We start from the raw sequence: 22,106 nt of genomic DNA, 5'->3' as shown, positions 1-22,106 counted from the left end.
TGCACAAGCAAAATGTCCCTTTGTATCTTAAATTATGTCAGAATACAAAAATATCATCGTAACTGGTGGCGCTGGGTTCATCGGTTCAAATTTCGTACATTATGTTTATAATAATCATCCAGACGTTCATGTGACAGTCCTTGACAAACTCACTTACGCTGGTAACCGTGCTAACCTAGAAGAAATTCTAGGTGATCGTGTTGAATTGGTTGTTGGCGATATTGCCGATGCTGAATTGGTGGATAAATTAGCAGCAAAAGCGGATGCTATTGTTCACTATGCGGCTGAAAGCCACAACGATAACTCATTGAAGGATCCAAGCCCATTTATCCACACTAACTTTGTTGGAACGTACACTTTGTTGGAAGCTGCTCGTAAATATGATATTCGTTTCCACCATGTATCAACAGATGAAGTGTACGGTGACCTTCCTCTTCGTGAAGACCTTCCAGGACATGGTGAAGGTCCAGGTGAAAAATTCACAGCAGAAACAAACTACAACCCAAGTTCACCTTACTCATCAACCAAAGCTGCTTCAGATTTGATTGTTAAAGCTTGGGTACGTTCTTTCGGTGTGAAAGCAACTATTTCTAACTGTTCAAACAACTACGGACCATACCAACACATCGAAAAATTCATTCCACGTCAAATCACGAACATCTTGTCAGGTATTCGACCAAAACTTTACGGTGATGGTAAAAACGTTCGTGATTGGATTCACACCAACGACCATTCGACTGGTGTTTGGGCTATCTTGACTAAAGGACATATCGGTGAAACTTACCTTATCGGTGCTGATGGTGAAAAGAATAACAAAGAAGTTCTTGAACTTATCCTTGAAAAAATGGGTCAACCAAAAGACGCTTACGACCACGTTACAGACCGTGCAGGTCACGACCTTCGTTACGCGATTGACTCAACAAAACTTCGTGAAGAACTTGGATGGGAACCACAATTCACAAACTTTGAAGAAGGACTTGAAGACACGATCAAATGGTACACTGACCATGAAGATTGGTGGAAAGCAGAAAAAGACGCTGTTGAAGCGAAATACGCTAAAATGCAACAAGTCATCAAATAATCACAGTCTAGCATCCTATCACACTGTTGGTAGGGTGTTTTTTGCGTTTGACAAGATGAGAATATCAGAAAATACGCCAAACATGAGAGGAAATCACAATGACTAAACTAGCCACCATTTGTTACATTGACAATGGCCAAGCCTTGTTATTATTGCATCGAAATAAAAAGCCAAACGACGTCCATCACGGGAAATGGATTTCAGTAGGTGGAAAATTGGAAGCGGGTGAAACGCCTGATGAGTGTGCCAAACGTGAGATTTTTGAGGAAACGCATTTAACGGTTAAAAAAATGGATTTCAAGGGTGTGATTACGTTTCCAGAATTCACCCCAGGTCATGACTGGTACACTTATGTCTTTAAGGTCACTGATTTTGAGGGAGAATTGATTTCAGATGAGGAATCAAGAGAGGGTACTTTAGAATGGGTACCTTATGATAAAGTGCTCTCAAAACCAACTTGGGAAGGGGATTATGAGATGTTCAAATGGATTTTGGATGATGTGCCCTTCTTTTCAGCAAAATTTGTCTATAACGACCAGCAAGAATTGGTTGATAAAGAGGTTATTTTTTACGACTGAGCTACTTTGCTTAAATGTGGTTATTTTGCTCAAAAATGCTATAATGGTGTCTAAGTAGGATTATAGTGGTTTGGAAAGGAATACGTTATGCATCAGCAAAATGAAAAGAAATTTTCAGATTCTTGGTTTTTTAAGTGGTTTTTAGACAATCAAGCTGTGGTTGCTGTTTTAGTCACTTTCTTGGTGTTTTTGACCCTTTATCTCTTTACCAAGATTTCATTTTTATTTACAACCTTAGTCTCAGTGGTTGCTGTAATCATGCTGCCTTTGGTTATTTCAGGCCTTCTTTATTACCTCATTAAGCCACTGGTGAGCTTCATTGAACGGCGCGGTGTCAATCGTACGATGTCGATTTTCATTGTCTTTGCCATTATTGCAGCCCTTTTGGTTTGGGCGGTAGCCAGCTTCATTCCGATGATTGAAACTCAGCTGACTTCTTTTGTCGAAAATCTCCCAAATTATGTGAGAAGCACCAACCATGAAGTCAATAAATTATTGGATAGCCCTTGGTTACTGGTTTATCAAAAAGAATTGAGTGATATGGTGTCTAATATTGGAACCAAAGCCGTTGATTATGCAGAAAGTTTTTCTAGAAATGCCATTGATTTGGCATCTACTTTTGCAGGCACCTTTGCCCGTGTGACCGTAGCAATTATCATGTCACCGTTCATTTTGTTTTACTTTCTACGTGACAGTAGCAAGATGAAGGAAGCTTTGATTCAAGCCCTTCCTACCAGAACACGTCAACCAATTTCGCGTGTTTTGGGAGACATTAACAAACAATTGGCTGGTTACGTTCAAGGTCAGGTAACCGTTGCTATTGTGGTTGGGATTATGTTTACCGTCTTTTTTAACATCATAGGCATTCGCTACGCAGCGACCTTTGGGATTTTGGCAGGCTTTTTGAACATGGTTCCTTATTTGGGAAGTTTTCTAGCCATGGTTCCTGTTGTGATTATGGGAATTGTGCAAGGACCGATTATGTTAGTCAAGGTTCTGATTGTGTTTGCAATTGAGCAGACTATTGAAGGGCGTTTTGTATCCCCATTGGTTTTGGGTAGCCGCTTGAACATTCACCCCATCACCATTATGTTTATTTTGTTGACGGCTGGAGCCCTGTTTGGCGTGTGGGGCGTCTTTTTAGGGGTGCCATTGTACGCTTCGGCTAAAGTTATTGTGACCGAAATTTTTGCGTGGTACAAGCGTGTCAGTGGTTTGTACGAAGAATTGAAGGAAGAAGAAGGAGGACAAGTAGCCGAACATGCTGAATAGTGAAAAAATGGTAGTGTCCATCCAAAATCAAGATTTGGAGCATGCCAATAAATATTTCAAAAAAGCTTTAAAGGAAGATGACGATGAGGCATTGCTTGAGTTAGCGGAATATCTTGAAAGCATTGGTTTTTTAAATCAAGCAAAAACCATCTATGAAAAAGAGCGTGCGTCTTTCCCTGAGGTCAATATCAATCTCGCACAGATTGCGGCTGAGGATGGTGATATTGAGGCAGCTTTTACTTATTTGGATGCCATTTCACCTGATAGTGACGCTTATTTGTCGGCTTTATTGGTGATGGCGGACATTTACGATATGGAAGGTTTGGCGGATGTGGCGCGTGAAAAACTCTTGTTAGCCTCTCAAATCAGCGACGAGCCTTTGGTGACTTTTGGATTAGCAGAAATCGAAATGGAATTGGGTCATTTTTCAGAAGCCATCAAGGAATATGCCAAATTGGATAACCGCGATGTCTTAGAAATGACAGGTATTTCAACCTACCAACGCATCGGTAAAGCTTATGCTAGCCTTGGTAAATTTGAAGCAGCCGTTGAATTTTTGGAAAAAGCCATTGAAATCGAATACGACGATGAAACGGTCTTTGAATTGGCAACCATTTTGTATGACCAAGACGAATTCCAAAAAGCCAATACCTACTTCAAACAATTGGACACCATGGACCCTGATTTTCAAGGGTATGAATACGTTTATGCCCTTTCCTTGCACGAAGAAAACAAGACTGAAGAAGCCTTGCGTATGGCACAAAAAGGAATCAGCAAAAATGCGTTTGATGCTCGCTTGTTGTTATTAGCCTCACAATTAGCTTATGAATTGCACGATGCTGCTCAATCCGAAAGTTATTTGCTCAGTGCTAAAGAGGTCGCAGAAGACGAAGAAGAAGTCTTGATGCGTTTGACCAATTTGTATTTAGAGGAAGAACGCTATGAAGACGTCATCGCCTTTGCCAAAGAGCCCATTGATAATGTGTTGACCAAATGGAATATCGCCAAAGCCTATCAAGGTCTAGAAGCTGACAAAAAAGCCTTGGCCTTGTACAATGACTTGGCTGCAGATTTGGGCGAAAACCCAGAATTCTTGCATGATTATGCCTACATTTTGCGAGAATTTGGGCAAAAAGAGCATGCGCATCAAGTGGCTAAACATTATCTGACCTTGGTTCCTGATGATGTCAATATGGTGGAATTTTTACATGAAGATGAATTTTAGAGATTTGCTGATTAGCAATCTGATTACGGTTATCACGATTTTTATTTTATTGATGTTCTTTGACCAAAGCGGCGAACCCGTGCGCAATATTATCCTTGTGTTTGCTGGCTTTGTAGTGATGACTATTTACGATTTTATCAGAACAAAGCAAAAGTAGCCCAAACCAGTGACTCTTTGTCTCTTTTAATCGGTGGTGAAGAGTCCTTTTGTTTTTATGTTAAAAGAAAAATTTCACAAGTATTTATTCACAAAGTCTGTCAAAAACTATGATATAATTGACTTATATTTGTGAAATATCGAAAAAATACTATAAAATAAAAGAGATGGGGGAGCTAATGAGCGAGAATAAGCAATATGGGGCAGACTTGATTGTTGATAGCCTTATTAATCATGATGTGGAGTATATTTTCGGAATTCCTGGAGCTAAGATTGACCGTGTCTTTGACACGCTGGAGGATAAAGGACCGAAATTGATTGTGGCGCGTCATGAGCAAAATGCTGCTTTTATGGCGCAAGGTATTGGACGCATGACAGGTAATCCTGGTGTGGTCATTACCACCAGCGGTCCAGGGGTTTCCAATTTAGCGACGGGCTTAGTAACGGCAACAGATGAGGGCGACCCTGTTTTGGCTATTTCTGGGCAAGTGAAACGTTCTGATTTGTTGAAACGCTCGCACCAATCTATGAAAAACGTTGCCATGATGGAGCCTGTCACCAAATATGCTGTGGAAGTCAATGACCCAAATACCTTGTCAGAAACCATCGCCAACGCCTATCGTGAAGCAAAATCAGGCAAACCTGGAGCTAGTTTTGTATCTATTCCACAAGATGTGACCGATAGTTTGGTGTCTGTCAAAGCCATCAAGCCACTTACTGACCCTAAATTGGGTTCTGCTTCCGTGGATGACATCAATTATTTGGCACAAGCCATTCGCAATGCGCAACTACCTGTTCTTTTGTTGGGAAATGGTGCCTCAACGAGCAAGGTAACGCAAGCCATTCGTCAATTGTTGACTGCTGTCAAATTGCCAGTTGTTGAAACGTTCCAAGGCGCAGGAATTGTTTCGCGTGAACTAGAAGAAGATACCTTCTTTGGCCGTGTCGGTCTTTTCCGTAACCAACCAGGTGATATGTTGCTCAAAAAAGCGGATTTGGTGATTGCTATTGGCTATGACCCAATCGAATACGAGGCACGCAACTGGAATGCTGAAATTTCAGCTCGCATCATTGTGATTGACGTAGCTCAGGCTGAAATTGACACTTATTTCCAACCTGAGCGTGAATTGATTGGTGATATTGCTGATACGATTCAACTCTTGTTGCCAGCCATCAACGGTTATTCCTTGCCAAAAACATCGGTGGCTTACCTGCAAAACCTTAAGAAAAACGTTGTCGAAGATGTGAAATTTGACCGAAAAACAAAAGACGGTTTGGTGCACCCACTAGATGTTATTGATGTTTTGCAATACAACACCACAGATGACATGACCGTAACTGTTGACGTGGGAAGTCACTACATTTGGACGGCGCGTTATTTCAAATCTTATGAGCCGCGTCACCTGCTCTTTTCAAATGGGATGCAGACACTGGGAGTTGCTTTGCCATGGGCTATTTCAGCGGCCCTGATACGCCCTAACACCACGATTATTTCAATATCAGGCGACGGAGGTTTCCTCTTTTCTGCCCAAGAATTAGAAACGGCTGTGCGCTTCCAATTGCCGATCATTCATTTGATTTGGAATGATGGCAAATACAACATGGTTGAATTCCAAGAAGAAATGAAATACGGGCGTTCTTCTGGCGTTGATTTTGGTCCGGTTGATTTTGTCAAATACGCTGAAAGTTTCGGTGCCAAAGGTTATCGTGTTGACGGCAAAGAATCCTTCGAACAGACCTTAAAACAAGTCTTGGAAGAAGTCAAACACGGTCCGATTTTGATTGATATTCCTATTGATTATAAGGACAATATCAAGCTAGGTGAAACCATTTTGCCGGATGAATTTTATTGATAAACGGTAAGGATGTTAGGAAAGAAAGTGAAGTAAAATGTCAGACGTTATTAAACTATTTCAATACAATACCTTAAGTGCTTTGATGGCGGGGCTTTACGGTGGAACAATGACCATCGGCGAGCTTTTGCAGCACGGTGATTTGGGAATTGGAACGCTGGATTCGATTGATGGTGAGTTGATTATTCTTGATGGTAAGGCCTATCAAGCCAAAGGTTCTAACGGCAAAGCAGAAGTGGTAGAGGTTTCTGATGATGTGACCGTTCCCTATGCTGCTGTCGTTTTTCATCAAGCAGAAGTGATTTTTAAACAACGCTTTGAAATGACCGATACCGAGCTCAAAAGACGCATCGAGTCTTATTATGACGGGCAAAACCTCTTCCGTTCCATTAAAATCAAAGGGAATTTTTCAAAAATGCACGTTCGCATGATTCCAAAATCAGCTCCTAATATTAAGTTTGCAGACGTTGCCACAAGACAACCAGAGTACACCTGTGAGAACATTTCAGGAACGATTGTAGGGATTTGGACCCCAGAGATGTTCCACGGCGTTAGTGTGGCAGGCTACCACTTGCATTTTATCTCTGATGATTTGACCTTTGGCGGCCACATCATGGACTTTACCATCACAGAAGGCATTGTCGAAGTTGGCCCCGTTGACCAATTAGACCAACGCTTCCCAGTTCAAGACCGAAAATACCTCTTTGCAACCTTCAATATTGATGATTTGAAAGAAGATATTGAAAAAAGTGAGTGAGCTTTATATATGATTTATAGCATTACCTTTACCCATTTGGGTAGAAGGTAGTGCTCTTTTTTATTTCTTATCAAGTGGGAAAAAGTGTCATCGTTTAATACTTTTCCCAACCTCACTGACTAAGTTTCAGAATGCCTGAAATCTATTGTTTTCCCGTATTGATGTTGATAAAATAACCAATGTAAACGATAACAAAAGGAGAAAACATTATGTCAGTAGTATTAGCAAGAATCGATCAACGTCTTATTCACGGTATTGTCGTCACACAGTGAGCAGGATTTACCAAGGCCAAACGCCTTATGGTTGTCGATGATGATATTAGCAAAGATGAAGTTCAAAAGGCAGCTATGAGAATGAGTAAGCCAGCAGGAACAGGAATGTCTATCATCGATACAAACACAGCCATTACTAATTTTGCAGCAGGAAAATACGACAGTCACAACGTTTTTCTAATTGTCCGCCACCCTCAAACATTAGTTGACTTAGCTAAAGGAGGCGTAGCTATTCCTAAAGTTAATATCGGAATCATTTTTGATGGTCCTGGTAAGCAAACTGTTAAAAAGATGGTTTCAGTCAATGAGGAAGAAATCAGTGCTTTGAAAGAATTGGAAAATCTTGGCGTGGAAGTAACCTTCCATTTTGTTCCAAATGATGTTGAAGAACCAATGAGTAGCTACATTAATTGAGGTAGATCACTATGGATATTATTCAAGGCATTTTAATTATTTTACTATCATTTTGGGTCGTTTTGGATCAACAAGGGCTAGTAGTTGTGACTTGGTTTCCTATCATGGTGTCATTGTTTGTTGGTCTTATTATGGGCGATATGGAAACAGCCATGGTTATTGGTGGAACCTTCCAATTAATGTCTTTAGGTGTCGCAAATATTGGAGGCTCATCGGTTCCAAACTGGGGGTTGGCAGCATTGGTTGGTGGTTATGTCGCTATAAAGAGTACTAACAATATTGAAGATGCCAAATCTGTTGCTCTGGCAGTAGGGGTTCCTGTTGGTATGTTAGGCATTCAATTAGATGTACTAGCTAAAATCCTAAATACTTATGTTGCACACTGGGCACAAAAGGCAGCAAATGCCAAACCATTTGATAAAATGAATCGCATCCTTTGGCTTGGTCCTCTTATTTTTGGGCTATCAATGGCGATTCCAACAGCTTTATGTGTATTGTTCGGTGAACAAATTGTTACGTTAATCTTGAATTATGTCCCTGATTGGGTGACAACTGGCCTAACGGTTGCTGGTAATATGCTTCCTGTTGTGGGGATTGCGTTGTTGTTACAAGTGATACCAGCTAAAAAATATCTATCCCTATTGTTGATTGGATTTGTCTTAACGGCTTATCTTAGCCTACCAATTGTAGGGGTTTCTATCATTGGACTAGCTTTAGCTTATTACTACTTTACAACCACGACTCAAAAAGTCGCTACAACTAGTGCTAATACTGTAGAAGATATGGGAGATGATTTTGATGAGTAAGCAAAAAGATACCGTAACCACTAAAGACATTAATAAAGCAGCCTTTAGATACATGTTTATGGCTTGTAACACTTTCAATTATGAAACACAACAAGGACCAGCAGTTGTATTTGGATTAAATAAATTACTACGAAAAATTTACCCTAATGATAATGAATACCTAGCCTCTTTGAATAATCATTTTAAATATTTCAATACCACAACTTGGATGGCTAATGTTTTGCTGGGGGCAAGTGTGGCAATGGAAGAAAAAGATGGGGCGGCTGCTCATGATGCGGTTAAAAGTTTTAAAACAGGGATGATGGGGCCTTTGGCAGGTATTGGTGATACCCTTTGTTTGGGTTCTTTATCCAACCATCATTGGTTCTATATCTGCTTATATGGGACTAGAGGGAAATCCGACAGGAGCAATTGTCTGGCTTTTACTCAATCTGCTTTTCTTGTTATTCCGTTTTAAATTGTTTAACATCGGTTACAAATCAGAGATTAAGCTAATAACAGCTTTAGGTGAACGCCTTAGTGTCTTTACAGAGGCAGCTTCCATCATGGGACTGACTGTTATTGGTGCCTTGGTAGCCTCTGTTGTCAAAATCGACGTTGCTACTGTTTTTAAAACAGGAGAAGTTTCCCTACCTTTACAAACAGAAGTGCTAGATAAAATCATGCCTTCGTTACTACCTGCTTTATTAACCGTAGCTGTCTATAAATTGATTGCAAGTAAAAAAGTATCTGTTATCCAAATTATTTTTGGTATTATTATCCTCTCAATTATATTATCTTATTTTGGAATTTTGAAAGCGTAGGTTATATATGGTTAAAGTTATTATTGCAAGTCATCATAAGTTAGCAGATGGTATGGGAGATACGTTAAAGTATCTCGTACCTTCTTTGACAGATATTGAAACCATCAGTGCTTATCTTGACAATGAGCCGATTGATTCGGCTGTTGAAGCAGCTTTAGGCCGTTGCCAAGATACAGAAGATGTTGTGGTTTTCACAGATTTATTAGGCGGTTCTGTCAATCAAGAATTTGTTAGACAATTAAAACCCAATGTTCACGTCATTGCAGGGATGAATTTACCTATTATCATGACTTTGTTGTTACAATTGGAAAATCAACCACTATCTGAAGAATTGATTACACAGAGTATTGAAGAGGCTAAAAATCAGATTATCTATGTGAATCAGTTTTTAAAAGAATCAGTTGATGATTTAGATGAAGATGAATTGTAAGTAGGATATAAAGGAAGAGCGTCATGGAGAAAGATTGGTGGAAACATAGCGTGGTCTATCAAGTGTACCCGCAAAGTTTTAAAGATAGCAATGCAGATGGTATTGGTGATTTAAAAGGAATAATCGAAAAACTTCCTTACTTAGCGACCCTTGGTATTGATGTCATCTGGTTAAATCCAATTTATGAGTCACCAGGAGTAGATAACGGGTATGACATTAGCGATTATTATAAGATTGATCCTAAATATGGGCAATTAGATGATTTAAAAACGTTATTGGAAGAAGCCCACAAAATAGGTATAAAGGTCATATTGGATTTAGTGGTTAATCACACTAGTGATAAGCACCGCTGGTTTGAAGAGTCTAAAAAAAGCCAAGACAATCCGTATTCAGACTATTATATTTGGAAAGATCCAAAGCCAGATGGCAGTGAGCCGACCAATTGGGGATCCACTTTTGGAGGTTCAGCTTGGGAATATGTTCCAGAAAGAAACCAGTATTACTTACATTGTTTTGCCAAGGAACAACCCGATTTAAATTGGGATAATCCAAAATTGCGTGAAGAGATTTTTCAGATGATAGATTGGTGGTTCCAATTTGGAATCGATGGGTTTAGGATGGATGTGATTACGTTAATCAGTAAAGATCTAAACTATCCAGATGCCCCAGAATCTCTCCCTTATACTAAATCTTATTATATCGGTGCTTCAAATGGTCCTAGAGTTCATGAGTATTTGCACGAATTGAATGAAAAAGTATTAAAACGTTATGATGTGATGACCGTAGGTGAAGCGCCTAATACCAATGCTGATCAAGCCCTTCATTACACCAAACCTGAAAATGAAGAGTTAAATATGGTGTTCCATTTTGACCATATGCATCTAGACTACGGTCGTTATGGCAAATTCTCTGATGTTCGTTTTAAATTAAGTGAATTAAAGAGAGTATTATCAGAGTGGCAAGATAAGTTAGCTGAAGGCTGGAATAGCTTATATTGGAGTAACCATGACCAACCTAGAGCTGTAACGCGTTTTGGTGACGACGGTGTATATCGTGTTGAATCTGCAAAAATGCTGGCTACTTTATTACATATGATGAAAGGGACTCCTTACATTGTTCAGGGAGAAGAGTTAGGTATGAAAAATGTTCCTTTTGAAAAAGTGGAAGACTATCAAGATATTGAGACGCAATATTTCTTGCAATTAATGAAAGAAAAAGGAGAGCCTGAAAGTTATATTAAAGAGTCGATGTATCTCAAATCAAGAGACAATGCTCGAACCCCTTTCCCTTGGAATGGGGATGCCAACGATGGCTATGGTTTTTCACCATCAAAACCTTGGATTGCTTATTCTAGCGATAATCAATTTATTAATGCTGAGTCAGCTTTAGAAGATGAAGGATCTGTTTTCTATTACTATAAACAACTAATTGCTTTGCGACATCAATTACCAATTATCGTTCACGGAGATTATGAACTGATTAATGAAAGCGATAGTAATGTGTATTCTTATTTGAGAACATACGAAAATCAGACGCTTCTTGTTGTGTGTTCTTTTGCTGATAAGCCGACTTATGTTGATCTTCCAAAAGAGTTGCTGGAACGCTCAGGGCGTTGTTTAATCCATAATTACCCCAAAGAGCCATCGTCATTAAATGTTAAACAAGAACTCCAACCTTATGAAGCTTTTGTCTATTTATTTGATTAATGAAATAAATACCTAAAGGGATAATGCGATGAGCATTGTCTTTTTTGGTATCGAAAATTTTTAGCAAATAGTATACAATATTGTTATATCAGTCGTTATGATTAAGCATGAAAGCATCAGTTTGTGGAGGGTTAGTCTTGAATTTTGAACAGTTAGTTGGGTTGCATTTCGATCACTTGTCGGAGTCTGAAAAGGATTTAGCAAGGTATATCATAGCTCATTAAGAGGATATTGCAGAATTAACGTTGATAGAATTAGGGCAAAAAGTTCTAATGTCTAAAAGTACGGTTTTAAGATTTGCCAAAAAACTAAGGTTCAGTGGTTATTCGGAAATGAAGTATTTTATTCAGTCTTCCCTTGCCGCACAAGTTATCCCATCGGACCAAGATGTGATTGATAGACTATTAGGCGATATTCATAATACTATCAAGTTAATGGAAAATATTGACCTTGATAAAATGTTTTCTATGCTTCATAAGGCGTGTAATGTTATTATTTACGCAACAGGGTTCACTCAGAGTAATTTTGCGAGAGAATTTTCAAATGAACTGTTCTTGTACAAAAGACCCAATTTTTTACTCTCTGGGGAAACCAATTTTTCTGCCATTTCCGATAATCTGACTGAAAATGACTTTGTTATTATTATTTCACTAAGTGGTAATACCTTGTCTATCCAAGAAACCTTGAAGAAGTTAGTTTTAAAACAGATACCCGTCTTGAGTGTTACGGCATTTGGGGATAGCTTTTTAAGACAGCATTCGACCTATCAATTGTATTATGAAGTGAGTGATTTAGAAGTTGATTTTGAAGATAGCAAATCCATGTCTGGGCTCTATGTTGTTTTGATTTTAATGGCTCGGATGTACAACCTATACCGATTGCAACACCTCAATGAGTGATGTTAATCAGATTTTAATAACGATTTTTGCAGACTTTTTCTCGCTCTCCCCAATATGGTGTTGATTTTTGCGTATATTTATACTAAAATAGAGTTCGTTGTGTAGTTCACTTTGTCTGTGATGGTAAGGGCTATCACTTGGTAAGGCTATATTAGAATAAGATTGGGTATCGTTGGTAAAAAGAGCAAGCATCCCAACGGACATAGTTTGCAAAGGAAAAAGACCAACGAGTTTATTTTTTACATAGGAGAGTGTATGGATATCTTTCGAAAAGCTCCCATGACTCAAAAGAAATCGCATCTACAGCGCCACCTTGGATTATCAGAATTGATTTTTCTAGGTGTTGGGTCAATTGTGGGGACTGGAATTTTCACGATAACAGGAACGAGTGCAGCAGAGTATGCTGGTCCTGCTATCACCATTTCTATTATTATTGCCGCTATTTGTGTGACAATGTCAGCATTGTTCTTTGCTGAATTTTCATCTCGACTTCCTCATTCAGGTGGCGTCTATCGCTATATTTATACAGTTTTTGGTGAATATCCTGCTTGGATTGCTGGATGGTTTATGATTATTGAATTCCTCGGTGCTATTTCAACGGCAGCATCTGGTTGGGGAGAATATTTCAAAGCCTTCCTGCAAACCTTTGGTATCTCGTTGCCAAAGGCTTTGAGTGGCCCATTTAACCCTGCAAATGGTACTTACATTGATATTGTTCCTGTCTTGTTGCTGCTTTTTGTGACCATTTTGGTACTTAGAGGGTCTAAGACAGCGCTTCGTTTTAATTCTGTTTTGGTTGTTTGTAAAATAGCGGTGCTGATTTTGTTCATCGCTTTGGGCTTGACAGCCATCAATGTGGATAACTGGAGCAATTTTGCCCCGTATGGTTTTGGTCAACTTTATGGCGGTAAAACGGGTATTATGGCAGGAGCGACACTCATGTTCTTTGCTTTTCTTGGTTTTGAGTCCATCTGTATGGCGGCTGATGAAACCAAAGACCCACAAAAGAAAGTTCCTCAAGGGATTTTCATTTCAATCGGTTTGGTAACTTTGCTTTATGTTCTATTTACTTTAGTCTTGACAGGAACGGTGAACTACACCAAACTCAATATTACTGACGTAGTACCGTTTGTGCTTCGTAGCATCGGTTTCCCACTGGCAGGGAATTTCGTGTCAGTTGTAGTTATTTTGACCTTGGTAACTGTCTGCATTTCAATGATGTATGCCTTGTCACGTATTATTTACAACATTAGTTGTGATGGTTTGTTGCTAGTGCAATTCCAAAAAGTATCAGCTACAAGCAAGGTGCCAAATAATGCGACTATTTTCGTGGGTATTGTTACCATGATTTTTGCAGGTATTTTACCGCTAGAACTTCTCGCTTTATTGGTTAATATCGTTACTTTAGCTTACTTGATTTTGTTGGCTTTAGGTGTGATTCAATTGCGCCGCGTACACGGAGAGCCAAAAGAAGGTGAATTTAGAACACCATTTGTACCTGTTCTACCAATTCTATCTATTATCATCTGTTTGTCATTGATGACTCAATGTGGCACAGAAGCATGGATTGGATTTTTCATTTCATTTGTTCTTGGTACAATTATTTACTTTGTCTATGGCTACCGCCATTCTAAAATTGGCAACGGTCAAGTAGATGATTAACAATCTCAGATAAAATATCCCTCCTAGGTCACCTAGGAGGGATATTTTATGTTTATGGCAAACGCATGCTATTGATTTTTTCTTCTGTTGGTGTGACGCGTAGGGTCTTTTGACCTGTGTAAGTCACAAAACCTGGCTTACCACCAGTTGGCTTGTTGAGTTTCTTAGCTTCAATCATATCCACCTGAACGAGGTTAGATAGCCTTGCCTTAGAATAATAAGCCGCTAATTCAGCTGCATCTGTTTTGACTTCATCGCTAGGATTGAGGTTGTCTTTGATGAGCACGTGACTACCAGGAATATCTTTGGCGTGGAACCAAAGTTCCCCTTTTTTGGCCAATTTAAAAGTCAATTCATCGTTTTGAAGATTATTGCGCCCAACCAGAATAATGGTCTTGCCGTCTGAAGCAAGGTATTGTTCTGGTTTTTTGCGTTTGTGACGTTTGTCGCGCGTGCGACGTTTGACAAAACCAGTTTCCACCAATTCGTCACGAATGTCCTCGATGTCTGAAAGCGACGCATGATTGAGGGCTGTTTCCACACTTTCTAGGTAAGTGATGGTGTCTTTTGTTTCTTGGATAAGCCCCGTCAAATGCTTAACAGCTTCCTTTAATTTTTGGTATTTTTTGAAATAGCGTTGAGCATTTTGGCTTGGTGTTAAGCTCTTATCCAGTGCAATACGGATTTTGTCGTTGGTGTAGTAGTTGTCCAACTCCACAGAATCTTTGTTATTGGGCACAAGCGTGAGGTAAGTGGTTAAAAGTTCCCCTTTTTGGCGAAATTCTTCCGCGTTTTCAGTCGCCTGTAATTCCTTTTCTTGCTTGCCCAGTTTTTTGATGTTTTTGTCCAATTCCGTTTGCACCCGATGAATCAAATCGCTGGATTGCTGAGTTACACGATCACGCTCAGCCTTATCTTGGTAGAATATATCCAGTAATTCTGACAAGTTGTCAAACGTTTCCTTGCTATCTTCAAATAGCACTGGCGCAAACGATTTTTCAGTCAGATTGGGTTGGGCAGGACGATTAAAGAAAGCGTGGAATTGTTTTAATTTGTCTGTGCTGAGTTGGTGAGAGAGGTTTTCAGCCGTATCACGTCCTAAACCTTGGAAGAGTTTTTGCAGGTGACGTGGTGCCAAATCTTCCGTTTGCAGTATTTCAAATAAGGTCTGGTCTGGCACGGTAAAAGGATTTTTGGCATTGGTTTGAGGAGGGGCAACATAAGTTGAACCTGGTAAAATCGTACGGTAGCTATTTTGAGAGAAACCGATGTGTTTGATAGATTCGATGATTTTGTGCTCAGCCTTGTCAATCAAAATGATATTGCTGTGTTTTCCCATGATTTCGACCACCAAAGTGACCTTGATGTTGTCGCCAATTTCATTTTTATTAGAAAAGGCAATCTCCAAAATACGGTCATTTTCGATTTGACGAATATCCTCAATCACCGCACCTTGCAGGTATTTCCGCATAATCATCGTGAAAGTATTAGGCGTTTGCGGGTTTTGAAAATCTGCTTTTGTAATTTGCACCCGCCCAAAAACAGGGTGAGCAGATAGAAGAAGCTTGTAATTTTGACGATTGTTCCGAATGGTCAAGACAAGTTCACGCTCAAAAGGCTGATTGACCTTTTGCACCCGCCCATGAATCAGCTCGCCTTGGAGTTCCTTGGTTAAATGGTGTAGAAAAAAACCATCAAATGACATGATAAAAGTTGCCGTAAGGCTGTCAGTAGCAGCATCAAAGCCCCATAACCTTACGACGCCTCCTTTCTAATCTCATGTGTTCAATCCCTATATTATACCATAAAAAAAGCTATTTTAGTTAATCGTAGAGAGTTAGAAAATGGTATAATTGGCGTGAAAGCAGTTGACAATGTAGAAATTACAGGAATATCAAAACATACAACTGAAAGAGCTATTGAACGTGGTGGTACAATTCAGACATTGACAGATGCTTTAATTAATCCGCTGGAAGTAACAAATACTAAGTACGATAAGGACGGTTTACCATCGAAACAATATCGTGGTGCAGTCTCTACCGTCGTTGTCAATCCAGATACTGGTAATGTTGTATCAACCAATCCAACACGAAGAAACATCAGAAAACGACATGGAGTTTATAAAAATGAAACTAAATAGCATTTATTCAAGTGATGAATTCAAAAAAATCAGTAGTCACTTGCCAAATTGGGAATACGATAAAGATTATTCCAAAAATGAAATCGATATCTTTGACGAACAACTAGAAGACGTCAACGATTTTATCGGTTACGAAAATGAAGCAGGTATTTTTATTTCAGAAATGATTTACAAATTGAGAAGTAACCCACAATATTAACATTTGTATGTCTCCAGCACCTAGAGAAATCGAGAAAACAAGAGATACAATTATAGCCCCAAAAAATTAATCAAATCTCTTGAAATTTTCAGAATTTAGTATATAATTATAAAAAAACACTATTTCAGGAGGATATTAGGATGAACATGACACAAGCTCTTACAAGTTGGCAAGGTTGGCGTAGGTAGAGTTGTGTTTATGTTGTGGCATAGATACGACTTTTAGAGTACTTCTAAAAAGTATCTATGCGCTAGTCTTAATGACAAAGTTGGATAAGGCGTGTAGTAGGCATTTACTACACGCTTTTCTTTTTAGCAGGCTCGATGATATGGCAATGATGAGAATGGTTTGACTGGCAAAGTCAGTCTTCAATAGGTGAGATAAAGGGAGACACGTATGAAAAATAAAGGACTTATTGGAACGTTAATTGTTTTAGTGGTATTAGTGGTGGGGTCAATGCTTTATGACCAAACCAAGAGTGATTCGCATCGCAATGAAAAGATTAAAATCGGTATTTTGCAATACGTGACCCACGAGGCTTTGGATGAGATTGAGCGAGGGATTGAAGATGGTTTGGCTGATGCGGGTTATGATAAGTCAAATGCGGATATCACGGTTTTAAATGCTGAAGGAGATCAAAGTAAGATTCAGACCATGAGTAAGCAATTGGTCAATGCTAAAAGCGATGTTTTGATTGGGATTGCAACGCCAGCGGCACAAGGTTTGGCTTCGGCTACGAGTGATATCCCAGTTGTGATGGGGGCTATTTCAGACCCAGTTGGAGCAAAATTGGTTAAAAATCTTGGGAAACCAAATAGCAATGTAACAGGGGTTTCCAACCAAGTACCGCTCAAACAAACGGTAGAACTCATCCAAAGCATCACGCCAAATGCGAAAACGATTGGTGTTTTGTATGCTAGCAGCGAGGACAACTCAGTGTCACAAGTGGCTCAATTTAAAGAATATGCCAAATCTGCTGGCATCAATGTTGTGGAATACGCTGTGCCGTCAACTAATGAAATCACAACAACCATGTCTGTGATGACTGGCAAAGTCGATGCTATCTTTGTTCCTCAGGACAACACCATTGCTTCAGCTTTCACGAGCGTTGTGAGTGCAGCCAACGCAGCTAAAATCCCAATTTACTCATGCGTGGATACCATGGTTGAGCAAGGAAGCATTGCTTCTGTGGCACAGAGCCAATACGATTTGGGTGTCGAAACGGCTAAGATTGCCGTGAAATTATTGGCAGGTAAAAAAGTATCAGAAGTTCCTGTTAAGGTGGTCAATACAGGAACACCAACCTTGAATTTAAAAGCGGCTAAGGAGCTTGGCATTACTATTCCAGAAGACGTTTTGTCTCATGCAACCGTAGCCGTTGAGGCAGATAAGAATTAGAAAAGGAGAGGCACATGATTATTTCATCGGTTTCACAGGGGCTTTTGTGGGGAATTCTTGGACTCGGTATTTACCTCACGTTTCGTATTTTGAAATTCCCAGATATGACGACTGAGGGTTCTTTCCCCTTGGGTGGTGCAGTGGCGGTTACCTTGATGAATCAAGGCATTCATCCTATTCTAGCGACTTTTGCGGGAATGTTGGCAGGCTGTGTGGCAGGTCTTGTGACTGGCTTACTCTACACCAAAGGTAAAATTCCAACCATTTTGGCAGGGATTTTGGTAATGACCTCATGTAATTCTATCATGCTGATGATTATGGGGCGTGCTAATCTTGGTTTGCTGGATATTAAGACCATTCAAGACTTGCTACCTTTTTCAGCAACAACTAACCTTTTGGTGATTGGGTTGTTAGCCGTTATTCTCGTGATTGCGGGGCTGATTTTCTTCCTATATACAAAACTTGGGCAGGCTTATATTGCTACGGGTGATAATCGTGATATGGCTAAGAGTTTTGGCATCAATACCGACCGTATGGAAGTCATGGGCTTGGTGGTTTCAAATGGGCTGATTGCCTTGTCAGGTGCTCTGATTAGTCAGCAAGATGGCTATGCTGATGTGTCAAAAGGGATTGGTGTCATTGTTATCGGTTTGGCTAGCATTATCATTGGTGAGGTGCTTTATTCGACCAATCTGACCTTATTAGAACGTCTTGTGGCAACGGTTGTGGGAGCTATCTTGTACCAATTCTTGATTGCTGGCGTGATTGCACTTGGTTTCAATACCAACTACCTCAAATTGTTTAGTGCCATTATTTTGGCTATTTGTCTTATGGTACCTGTTCTCAAAGATAAATTTTTCAAAGGAGTGACCTTATCGCGATGAAAAAAGTTGTAGAATTAAAAGAAGCGACCGTTCAGGTTAATAACGGTTTGGATAATGTCAAAACCATCCTTGACCATGTGAATTTGACGATTTATGAACATGATTTTTTGACAATTTTGGGTGGCAATGGTGCTGGAAAATCAACCCTTTTCAACGTGATTGCGGGGACTTTGATGTTGACTAGCGGCAGCATTTTCATCTTGGGTAAGGACGTGACCCATTTGCCTGCTGAGAAACGAGCGAGTGATTTGGCGCGTGTTTTTCAAGACCCTAAGATGGGAACGGCTCCTCGAATGACCGTGGCAGAAAACCTCCTTATTGCTAAATACCGTGGCGAAAAACGTGGTTTGATCCCTCGCAACATTCACGCTTTTACAGAAGAATTTCAGGCCTTGGTGGCTAAGACTGGCAATGGTTTGGAAAAGCATTTGGAAACGCCGACAGGTCTTTTATCTGGGGGACAACGTCAGGCCTTGAGTTTATTGATGACAACGCTCAAACGCCCTGAATTGTTGCTGCTGGATGAACACACCGCAGCCCTTGACCCCAAAACCAGCGTTTCTCTGATGCATTTGACCAATACGTTTGTCCAAAAGGACCAACTAACAGCCTTGATGATTACCCATCACATGGAGGATGCCTTGCATTATGGTAATCGCTTGATTGTCATGAAAGATGGTAAAATCGTCAAAGACCTCAATCAAGAGGAAAAGAAAGACATGACGATTGCGGATTACTACCAGCTGTTTGATTAAATGTGTGAAAGATGCCTTAGGGTATCTTTTTTTGCTGTTTAAAGCAATCTTTCCAAGTGTAAAAGAAGAAAATCTTCTGAAAATATGCTATAATGAAAGAGCTGTAATTCGACTTGTTAACCGTTTGGTGCAAGGACCGTTTGTATTATCATGAAGCAACTGGCGTTGCTTGTATTAAAAAATCAATGAAGGAGAAAACATCGTCATGAGCGATATTAAACTAATTGCCCTAGGTGGAGTCCGTGAAAACGGTAAAAACCTGTATGTGGTTGAAGTGAACGATTCTATTTTTATTTTAGATGCTGGTTTGAAATATCCTGAAAATGAGCAATTGGGTGTTGATGAGGTCATTCCAAATCTAGATTATTTGATTGAAAATAAAAAACGTGTTCAAGGGATTTTCTTGACACATGGTCACGCAGATGCAATTGGGGCTTTGCCTTACATTTTGTCAGAAATGAAGGTACCTGTCTTTGGGTCACCACTTACGATTGAGCTTGCTAAGCTTTTTGTGAAGAAAAACAACAATGTGAAGAAATTCAATCAGTTTCATGTCATTGATGCAGAAACAGAGATTGAGTTTGCGGATGCGACCATTTCCTTCTTCAAAACGACCCATTCTATTCCAGAAAGTTTAGGGATTGTGGTTGGTACAGATGAAGGTCAAATTGTCTATACTGGTGATTTTAAATTTGACCAAGCTTCCCGTAAATACTATCGTACAGACTTAGCACGCTTGACTGAAATTGGTCGTGACGGCGTTTTGGCTTTGTTGTCAGATTCTGCCAATGCGACAAGTCATGTTTTAACGGCTAGTGAATCAGAAGTTGGGGCAGAAATTGATGACGTGATTGCCAATGCCGAAGGGCGTGTTATCATTGCGGCTGTGGCGTCAAACCTTTCTCGTATCCAACAAGTTTTTGATTCTGCCGCTGAACACCGTCGCCGTGTGGTCTTGACTGGTTTTGATGCGGAAAATATCATCCGTACCGCTATTCGCATGAAACGCTTGGGCGTGGCAGATGAAAAACTCATTGTTAAGCCAAAAGATATGCATAAATTCGAAGACCATGAATTGATTATCTTGGAAGCTGGACGTATGGGTGAGCCAATCAATGGTTTGCAAAAAATGGCTTTGGGACGTCACCGCTATGTTCAAATCAAAGACGGTGATTTGGTGTATATCGTAACCACTCCAAGCACTTCAAAAGAAGCTGTTGTGGCTCGCGTTGAGAACCTTATCTACAAAGCGGGTGGAACGGTTAAACTCATCACACAAGATTTGTGCGTATCTGGTCATGCCAATGCCCGTGACTTGCAATTGATGATTAACTTGTTGCAACCTAAATACCTCTTCCCTATCCAAGGGGAATACCGCAACCTTTCTGCCCACGCAGACTTGGCACAAGAAGTTGGGATGTATCCTGAGGACATTTATATTGTCAAACGTGGGGACGTTATGGTACTTGAAAAAGATGGTTTCCACCACGAAGGCAGTGTTCCTGCTGGTGATGTGATGATTGATGGAAATGCGATTGGTGATGTCGGCAATATCGTCCTTCGTGACCGTAAAGTCTTGTCAGAAGACGGTATTTTCATCGTGGCTTTGACAGTCAACAAACGTGAAAAGAAAATCGTATCAAAAGCTAAAATTCATACGCGTGGCTTTGTTTATGTGAAGAAAAGCCGTGATATCTTGCGAGAGGCAGCAGAATTGGTCAACCAAACAGTTGAAAATTACTTGGCACAAGACAGTTTTGACTGGGGCGAATTAAAAGGAGCTGTCCGTGATGACGTGGCTAAGTTCTTGTTTGACCAAACCAAACGCCGTCCAGCTGTTTTACCAGTTGTCATGGAAGTGCGTTAATCCGTTTTGAAAAGGAGCAGAATGAGCATTTCAAGAATAAGGTTTTCCTTATTTTTGGGTGCTTTTTCTCGTTTTTTAAGCCAAAGCTTGGTATACTTGAGGTAATAATGATGAATTAAGCGTTTTCAAAAATACATAAAAAGGAGAAGGTGGATGCGGTCTTTTGTAAACATGATTTTCTTTATTCTCAGACTTGTGTTTCGGCTGATTTGGAATCTTTTTTGGGGTTTGGTCGAGACGGTGGTGGTGCTGGGACTTCTAATTTTTGGTTTGCTTTATTACGCTAATCATAGCCAATCAGCTCTTGCCAATGCTATTTTAGATGTCAAAGACCGTGTGGTGACTTATGTGTCCACACAAGATGACGATTTGGTTGGGTGTTTGAAAAACCTCACTATTGACCAGGACAGCCATCATGCGGGCGAGCGTTGGGAAAATGCCAGTGCGACGGTTTATATTGATACGGACAACACGACCTTGGTTTATGCTTATGAAGAAGCCATCAGGGCTTGGAATGATACAGGGGCTTTTACCTTCAACATCGTTCCTGACAAGAGTTTGGCAGGGATTGTTTTGACCGAGTACTCAGATGCCCAATCAAAAGCCGCAGGAGTGGCCGAGGCTGAAACCGATGCTCTCACCAATGAAATCAAGTATGTCAAGGTCAAGTTGAACACCTATTATTTGACGGAGAACAACTACGGTTACAGTTATTATCGAATTGTTTACACGGCGGAGCATGAATTGGGGCACGCGATTGGCTTGGACCACGATGATAGCCAACAGTCTGTCATGCAATCATCAGGCTCTTATTATGGCATTCAGCCTGTTGATATTGAAAATGTCAAGAAACTTTATGCTTCTTAAAAATGGTTTGTTTGGAAAATCTGCTGATTTTGGCAGATTTTTTGACATTCTTCTAGTTTAACGACTCGTGATTTGGTAAAAT

The 22,106-nt window shown here is 40.0% G+C and carries 20 protein-coding genes and 2 pseudogenes; 21 read left to right on the top strand and 1 reads right to left on the bottom strand.

The genetic code is table 11. The features are described from left to right. Positions 1–34: 34 nt before the first annotated feature. The 14 genes and pseudogenes from rfbB (at position 35) to HFK82_RS04235 (ending at position 13,914) form a co-directional block, all read left to right on the top strand. A complete protein-coding gene (gene rfbB, locus HFK82_RS04300; protein ID WP_168260926.1) occupies positions 35–1,081 on the top strand; it encodes a dTDP-glucose 4,6-dehydratase in 1,047 nt (348 codons plus the stop codon). A 98-nt stretch (positions 1,082–1,179) separates the two neighbouring features. Beyond that, complete coding sequence (locus HFK82_RS04295; RefSeq protein ID WP_168260925.1) at positions 1,180–1,659, top strand: NUDIX hydrolase; 480 nt, start codon at positions 1,180–1,182, stop codon at positions 1,657–1,659. Positions 1,660–1,746: 87 nt separating this feature from the next. After that, a complete protein-coding gene (locus HFK82_RS04290) occupies positions 1,747–2,931 on the top strand; it encodes an AI-2E family transporter (RefSeq protein ID WP_168260924.1) in 1,185 nt (394 codons plus the stop codon). After that, positions 2,921–4,156, top strand: coding sequence for a tetratricopeptide repeat protein (locus HFK82_RS04285; RefSeq protein ID WP_168260923.1), 1,236 nt, complete (start codon positions 2,921–2,923; stop codon positions 4,154–4,156). The genes HFK82_RS04290 and HFK82_RS04285 overlap by 11 nt, the downstream gene beginning before the upstream one ends. Further along, on the top strand, positions 4,140–4,313 hold the full coding sequence (locus tag HFK82_RS04280) for a sec-independent periplasmic protein translocation protein TatC (protein WP_168260922.1): 174 nt from the start codon (positions 4,140–4,142) through the stop codon (positions 4,311–4,313). Before HFK82_RS04285 ends, HFK82_RS04280 begins: the two co-directional genes overlap by 17 nt. 178 nt (positions 4,314–4,491) lie before the next feature. Next, entirely contained in the window at positions 4,492–6,165 is a 1,674-nt protein-coding gene (gene alsS / locus HFK82_RS04275) for an acetolactate synthase AlsS (RefSeq protein WP_168260921.1), read from the top strand. A gap of 37 nt (positions 6,166–6,202) precedes the next feature. Then, positions 6,203–6,922, top strand: a complete 720-nt coding sequence (gene budA / locus HFK82_RS04270; RefSeq protein ID WP_154454269.1) for an acetolactate decarboxylase — start codon at positions 6,203–6,205, stop codon at positions 6,920–6,922. Positions 6,923–7,131: 209 nt separating this feature from the next. Then, positions 7,132–7,608, top strand: a pseudogene (locus HFK82_RS04265) (PTS sugar transporter subunit IIB). 11 nt (positions 7,609–7,619) lie between these two features. Further along, complete coding sequence (locus HFK82_RS04260; protein WP_168260920.1) at positions 7,620–8,414, top strand: PTS mannose/fructose/sorbose/N-acetylgalactosamine transporter subunit IIC; 795 nt, start codon at positions 7,620–7,622, stop codon at positions 8,412–8,414. Continuing rightward, a pseudogene (locus HFK82_RS04255) lies at positions 8,407–9,217 on the top strand (PTS system mannose/fructose/sorbose family transporter subunit IID). Before HFK82_RS04260 ends, HFK82_RS04255 begins: the two are co-directional and overlap by 8 nt. Before the next feature lie 7 nt (positions 9,218–9,224). Continuing rightward, positions 9,225–9,647, top strand: coding sequence for a PTS sugar transporter subunit IIA (locus HFK82_RS04250; RefSeq protein WP_154454265.1), 423 nt, complete (start codon positions 9,225–9,227; stop codon positions 9,645–9,647). Positions 9,648–9,670: 23 nt separating this feature from the next. Next, a complete protein-coding gene (locus tag HFK82_RS04245; protein WP_168260919.1) occupies positions 9,671–11,353 on the top strand; it encodes a glycoside hydrolase family 13 protein in 1,683 nt (560 codons plus the stop codon). Between the two features lie 245 nt (positions 11,354–11,598). Further along, positions 11,599–12,252 carry a MurR/RpiR family transcriptional regulator gene (locus HFK82_RS04240; RefSeq protein ID WP_272869843.1) on the top strand — a complete coding sequence of 218 codons (654 nt, stop codon included), beginning with the start codon at positions 11,599–11,601 and terminating at the stop codon, positions 12,250–12,252. A 255-nt stretch (positions 12,253–12,507) separates the two neighbouring features. Beyond that, positions 12,508–13,914: an APC family permease gene (locus HFK82_RS04235; RefSeq protein ID WP_168260918.1), complete on the top strand. Its 1,407-nt coding sequence runs from the start codon at positions 12,508–12,510 to the stop codon at positions 13,912–13,914. Positions 13,915–13,966: 52 nt separating this feature from the next. On the opposite strand, the gene HFK82_RS04230 is transcribed toward HFK82_RS04235, so the two are convergent. Further along, complete coding sequence (locus HFK82_RS04230) at positions 13,967–15,619, bottom strand: Rqc2 family fibronectin-binding protein (RefSeq protein WP_168260917.1); 1,653 nt, start codon at positions 15,617–15,619, stop codon at positions 13,967–13,969. Between the two features lie 153 nt (positions 15,620–15,772). Between HFK82_RS04230 and HFK82_RS04225 the strand changes: the two genes are divergently transcribed. The 7 genes from HFK82_RS04225 to HFK82_RS04195 all read left to right on the top strand — a co-directional run bounded on the left by HFK82_RS04225 (position 15,773) and on the right by HFK82_RS04195 (position 22,024). Then, positions 15,773–16,054: a hypothetical protein gene (locus tag HFK82_RS04225; RefSeq protein ID WP_154454261.1), complete on the top strand. Its 282-nt coding sequence runs from the start codon at positions 15,773–15,775 to the stop codon at positions 16,052–16,054. After that, positions 16,041–16,253: a hypothetical protein gene (locus tag HFK82_RS04220; protein WP_154454260.1), complete on the top strand. Its 213-nt coding sequence runs from the start codon at positions 16,041–16,043 to the stop codon at positions 16,251–16,253. The genes HFK82_RS04225 and HFK82_RS04220 overlap by 14 nt, the downstream gene beginning before the upstream one ends. A gap of 396 nt (positions 16,254–16,649) precedes the next feature. Beyond that, the gene (trpX, locus tag HFK82_RS04215; RefSeq protein WP_168260916.1) at positions 16,650–17,651 is read left to right on the top strand and encodes a tryptophan ABC transporter substrate-binding protein; all 1,002 of its coding nucleotides are present in this window, start codon (positions 16,650–16,652) and stop codon (positions 17,649–17,651) included. Between the two features lie 14 nt (positions 17,652–17,665). Beyond that, a complete protein-coding gene (locus tag HFK82_RS04210; protein ID WP_154454258.1) occupies positions 17,666–18,535 on the top strand; it encodes an ABC transporter permease in 870 nt (289 codons plus the stop codon). Continuing rightward, positions 18,532–19,290: an ABC transporter ATP-binding protein gene (locus HFK82_RS04205; RefSeq protein ID WP_168260915.1), complete on the top strand. Its 759-nt coding sequence runs from the start codon at positions 18,532–18,534 to the stop codon at positions 19,288–19,290. The genes HFK82_RS04210 and HFK82_RS04205 overlap by 4 nt, the downstream gene beginning before the upstream one ends. Positions 19,291–19,495: 205 nt before the next feature. Further along, entirely contained in the window at positions 19,496–21,157 is a 1,662-nt protein-coding gene (locus tag HFK82_RS04200; protein ID WP_168260914.1) for a ribonuclease J, read from the top strand. A gap of 153 nt (positions 21,158–21,310) precedes the next feature. Continuing rightward, the gene (locus HFK82_RS04195) at positions 21,311–22,024 is read left to right on the top strand and encodes a matrixin family metalloprotease (protein ID WP_168260913.1); all 714 of its coding nucleotides are present in this window, start codon (positions 21,311–21,313) and stop codon (positions 22,022–22,024) included. Positions 22,025–22,106: the final 82 nt, after the last annotated feature.

It is taken from the genome of Streptococcus alactolyticus (genome assembly GCF_012277075.1).
Lineage (GTDB): Bacteria > Bacillota > Bacilli > Lactobacillales > Streptococcaceae > Streptococcus > Streptococcus alactolyticus.
The sequence above is the reverse complement of the archived record's forward strand: the minus strand, read 5'-3'. Positions and strand labels throughout refer to the sequence as shown.

What these genes read in the sequence shown, in the direction of transcription:
- rfbB (WP_168260926.1), top strand. Translation starts at nt 35, where the DNA reads ATGTCAGAATACAAAAATATCATCGTAACTGGTGGCGCTGGGTTCATC.
- HFK82_RS04295 (WP_168260925.1), top strand. Translation starts at nt 1,180, where the DNA reads ATGACTAAACTAGCCACCATTTGTTACATTGACAATGGCCAAGCCTTG.
- HFK82_RS04290 (WP_168260924.1), top strand. Translation starts at nt 1,747, where the DNA reads ATGCATCAGCAAAATGAAAAGAAATTTTCAGATTCTTGGTTTTTTAAG.
- HFK82_RS04285 (WP_168260923.1), top strand. Translation starts at nt 2,921, where the DNA reads ATGCTGAATAGTGAAAAAATGGTAGTGTCCATCCAAAATCAAGATTTG.
- HFK82_RS04280 (WP_168260922.1), top strand. Translation starts at nt 4,140, where the DNA reads ATGAAGATGAATTTTAGAGATTTGCTGATTAGCAATCTGATTACGGTT.
- alsS (WP_168260921.1), top strand. Translation starts at nt 4,492, where the DNA reads ATGAGCGAGAATAAGCAATATGGGGCAGACTTGATTGTTGATAGCCTT.
- budA (WP_154454269.1), top strand. Translation starts at nt 6,203, where the DNA reads ATGTCAGACGTTATTAAACTATTTCAATACAATACCTTAAGTGCTTTG.
- HFK82_RS04260 (WP_168260920.1), top strand. Translation starts at nt 7,620, where the DNA reads ATGGATATTATTCAAGGCATTTTAATTATTTTACTATCATTTTGGGTC.
- HFK82_RS04250 (WP_154454265.1), top strand. Translation starts at nt 9,225, where the DNA reads ATGGTTAAAGTTATTATTGCAAGTCATCATAAGTTAGCAGATGGTATG.
- HFK82_RS04245 (WP_168260919.1), top strand. Translation starts at nt 9,671, where the DNA reads ATGGAGAAAGATTGGTGGAAACATAGCGTGGTCTATCAAGTGTACCCG.
- HFK82_RS04235 (WP_168260918.1), top strand. Translation starts at nt 12,508, where the DNA reads ATGGATATCTTTCGAAAAGCTCCCATGACTCAAAAGAAATCGCATCTA.
- HFK82_RS04230 (WP_168260917.1), bottom strand. Translation starts at nt 15,619, where the DNA reads ATGTCATTTGATGGTTTTTTTCTACACCATTTAACCAAGGAACTCCAA.
- HFK82_RS04220 (WP_154454260.1), top strand. Translation starts at nt 16,041, where the DNA reads ATGAAACTAAATAGCATTTATTCAAGTGATGAATTCAAAAAAATCAGT.
- trpX (WP_168260916.1), top strand. Translation starts at nt 16,650, where the DNA reads ATGAAAAATAAAGGACTTATTGGAACGTTAATTGTTTTAGTGGTATTA.
- HFK82_RS04210 (WP_154454258.1), top strand. Translation starts at nt 17,666, where the DNA reads ATGATTATTTCATCGGTTTCACAGGGGCTTTTGTGGGGAATTCTTGGA.
- HFK82_RS04205 (WP_168260915.1), top strand. Translation starts at nt 18,532, where the DNA reads ATGAAAAAAGTTGTAGAATTAAAAGAAGCGACCGTTCAGGTTAATAAC.
- HFK82_RS04200 (WP_168260914.1), top strand. Translation starts at nt 19,496, where the DNA reads ATGAGCGATATTAAACTAATTGCCCTAGGTGGAGTCCGTGAAAACGGT.
- HFK82_RS04195 (WP_168260913.1), top strand. Translation starts at nt 21,311, where the DNA reads ATGCGGTCTTTTGTAAACATGATTTTCTTTATTCTCAGACTTGTGTTT.